Source organism: Microvirga sp. HBU67558, from assembly GCF_018069605.1.
In the GTDB taxonomy this organism is placed as follows: Bacteria; Pseudomonadota; Alphaproteobacteria; order Rhizobiales; family Beijerinckiaceae; genus Microvirga; species Microvirga terrae.
This window is the reverse complement of sequence record NZ_JAGPUP010000356.1, coordinates 1-2,778: the sequence shown is the minus strand read 5'-3', so window position 1 is coordinate 2,778 and position 2,778 is coordinate 1. Positions and strand designations below refer to the sequence as shown.

Here is a 2,778-nt window from a genome sequence, read left to right as displayed (position 1 = left end):
GCCGCACTCCTTGCGGCAGGGATCCGCGCCTGCCGCACAACGCCCGTTTCAGGCGCACCGCGAGGACCCTATTGCATGATGGGCGTGTGCTTCGAATGTCTGGTCAGGATCGACGGTGTGGGCAATCGGCAGGGGTGCCTTGTCCCGGTGCGAGAAGGAATGACGGTCGAAACACAGAAGGGTCCGCACGTCCTGTCAGCGGAGCTGGTGCCATGACATCCACCACAGGGGGCAAAGCGGCCCATACGGTCAAGGACCTCGCCGATGCCTATGACGTTATCGTCATCGGTGCTGGGCCTGCCGGACTGTCCGCAGCTACGACGGTATCGACCCTTGGAGCGCGCACGCTTCTTGTCGACGAGAACCAGACGCCCGGTGGCCAGATCTACCGGTCCGTTCTCCTTGCACAGACGGCAGATCGCGAGCGTCTGGGAGAGGACTACTGGAAGGGCCGGGAGATTGCCGAAACATTCCTTCGTGCGGGGGCTCAGTACGCTCCCGCAACGACGGCGTGGAGCATTGGGCCAGCAAACGATGAGGGAGGCCAGTTCATCGGTCATGAAGTCGGAGTCTCAGCAGGTGGAGCGGCGCGCTTGATCCGCGCAAGGCAGGTTGTGCTTGCGACGGGTGCCCTGGAACGGCCCTTTCCGATTCCAGGATGGACGCTGCCCGGTGTCATGACGGCCGGCGCCGCCCAGATCGCGCTGAAGACATCTGGCCTCATTCCGGAGGGGAGGGTGGTCATCGCCGGGACGGGACCGCTTCTGTATCTCCTGGCCGCTCAGTTGATCGAGGCTGGCGCCACAGTCACAGCGGTTCTCGACACGACACCCAAAAGCAACTGGCTGAAAGCCTTGCGCCATATGCCGGCCTTCCTGACCTCACCCTATGGCAGCAAGGGATTGCGGCTCCTGCGCACGGTGCAGCGCCGTACGAAAGTGGTGCGATGGATCTCAGGCCTGTCGGCCGAAGGACAGGGAGAACTGAAGGAGGTCGTGTGGACGGCGGGCGGGCAGGAGCATCGCACGCCGGCAGACCTTCTCCTGCTTCATCAGGGTGTGGTTCCCAATGTCAATTTCTCGAATGCGGCCGGCTGCTACCATGTGTGGGACGAGACGCAGCTCGCTTTCCGACCACAGGTCGATGAGTGGTATGAAACCTCCTTTCCCGGCATCGCGATCGCGGGGGATGGAGCAGGAATTCGCGGTGCTGAGGCGGCGGCCCTTCAGGGCAAGCTGGCAGGGGTCGGGTGCGCGGCCCGGCTCGGCTTGATCGGCGGTGAGGATCGCAATCGGCATGCGTCCTCGCTCAAGGTCCAGCTCACGAAAGTCACACGAGGCCGGGAGTTCCTTGACGCCCTCTACCGGCCTTCCAAGGCGTTCCGGGTGCCGCAGAATCCTGAGACCATCGTCTGCCGCTGCGAGGAAATCTCCGCTGCCCAGATCAGGGCATCGGTGAGCGCGGGCGCGATCGGCCCGAACCAGATGAAGGTGTTCCTGCGCTCCGGCATGGGACCGTGCCAGGGTCGGCTCTGCGGACTGACGGTCGCCGAACTGATTGCAGGCGAACGCGGCGTGAGCCCTGACAAGGTCGGCTATTACCGGCTGCGGTTCCCGATCAAGCCACTGAGGCTGCGCGAACTGGCTTCGCTGCCGCAGTCAGATGCGGCCAAAGTCGCGGTTCTGGCCGACCTCGCCGACACACACCATTCGAAGGCCAACTAACCAAGGAAAATCCAAGTGACTGAGCGGCATATTCAAACGCCCATCATGCATCGCGTCGTTGTGCACAACGGACTGGTCTTCGTCGGCGGGACGGTTGCTGACGATATGTCGGCAGGACTCGAGGGGCAGACGGAGCAGATCCTCGCCAAGTTCGACGAGTATCTCAGGACGGCCGGCACGGACAAAACCCGTCTGCTGTCTGCAACCATCTTCCTGACAGATCTCAACCGAAAAGCCGAGATGGATGCAGCCTGGAAGCGATGGCTATCACCGGTGAACTTCCCTGCGAGGGCCACTGTGGGCGTCGCTGATCTTGGCAAAGATACTCTGGTCGAGATCATGATCACGGCTGCGGGCTGAATTAAACAGACATCCGTCAGGCGAAAGAGGCGACTCCTCGGCATCGACAGAAGCCGAAACGGGTAACGACCCGTGCATCGCGAGCAGAAATGGTCAAACCGGTTGATGCTGTGCGGATGCACCCGTCGATCATTACTGCTGCGCCCGTATTGAAATGACGTTAGTCCAAACAAATCGCATGGGCCTTGGTAGAAGGTCCGGTGCTCGGCCTTTCAGTAAGAAGTTCCGCGGTTGCCCGCAGCGCGCGTTGAATCGTTGCCGCACTTGGAGTACTACTACAGCATGGTGTTGCAACCGGCATCACACAAGCGCCCTGACAGCGAGCCCTGCCCGGCTACCTCTGTCGGGGCGTTCTCGTTTGTGAGTTCCAGGCAGCATGTCAGCTCCTGGATGGCGCAACGTCTGGCGTGGCATTTCGCTACCCGCGTTGTTCCACCTCAAGCAGCATGAAAGATCGGCGTCGCGCCTCCAAACCGATGCGTCTGCCCTGCGCCTGGGCATCCTACTCAGCAATTCCTCTGACGAGCAGGCGGTTGACCGCTTCGACGACCCGTTTGTGCTCCTCCTCCGAGAAAGGGCTGAGGTCATGCATCTCGAGGCTGTTCAGGCCCTCAATGGCTAGCCAGCCGAGAAGCGCCGCGTCCAGATCGTCCGATGTCGCTTTCAAGTCCTCCAGGGTCGCCTGGATGACCTT

Annotated in this window: 4 protein-coding genes; 3 read left to right on the top strand and 1 reads right to left on the bottom strand. The window is 61.8% G+C overall.

Annotation, left to right across the window (positions count from 1 at the left end; genetic code table 11):
• From KBI52_RS01830 to KBI52_RS01820, 3 genes are all read left to right on the top strand, one after another.
• Window positions 1–216: (2Fe-2S)-binding protein (locus tag KBI52_RS01830; RefSeq protein ID WP_210804939.1), on the top strand; the 216-nt coding region annotated here is incomplete at its 5' end.
• Window positions 213–1,724 (top strand): NAD(P)/FAD-dependent oxidoreductase, encoded by a 1,512-nt coding sequence (locus KBI52_RS01825; RefSeq protein ID WP_210804937.1) that lies wholly within the window; start codon window positions 213–215, stop codon window positions 1,722–1,724. The genes KBI52_RS01830 and KBI52_RS01825, both read left to right, overlap by 4 nt.
• Before the next feature lie 15 nt (window positions 1,725–1,739).
• Window positions 1,740–2,084: a RidA family protein gene (locus KBI52_RS01820; RefSeq protein WP_262266541.1), complete on the top strand. Its 345-nt coding sequence runs from the start codon at window positions 1,740–1,742 to the stop codon at window positions 2,082–2,084.
• 502 nt (window positions 2,085–2,586) lie between these two features.
• On the opposite strand, the gene KBI52_RS01815 is transcribed toward KBI52_RS01820, so the two are convergent.
• A partial coding sequence (locus KBI52_RS01815; RefSeq protein WP_210804935.1) for a hypothetical protein occupies window positions 2,587–2,778 on the bottom strand: 192 nt, incomplete at its 5' end.

Bases quoted from the DNA above. Each gene is read 5' to 3' on its own strand.
- KBI52_RS01825 (WP_210804937.1), top strand. From the start codon at position 213: ATGACATCCACCACAGGGGGCAAAGCGGCCCATACGGTCAAGGACCTC.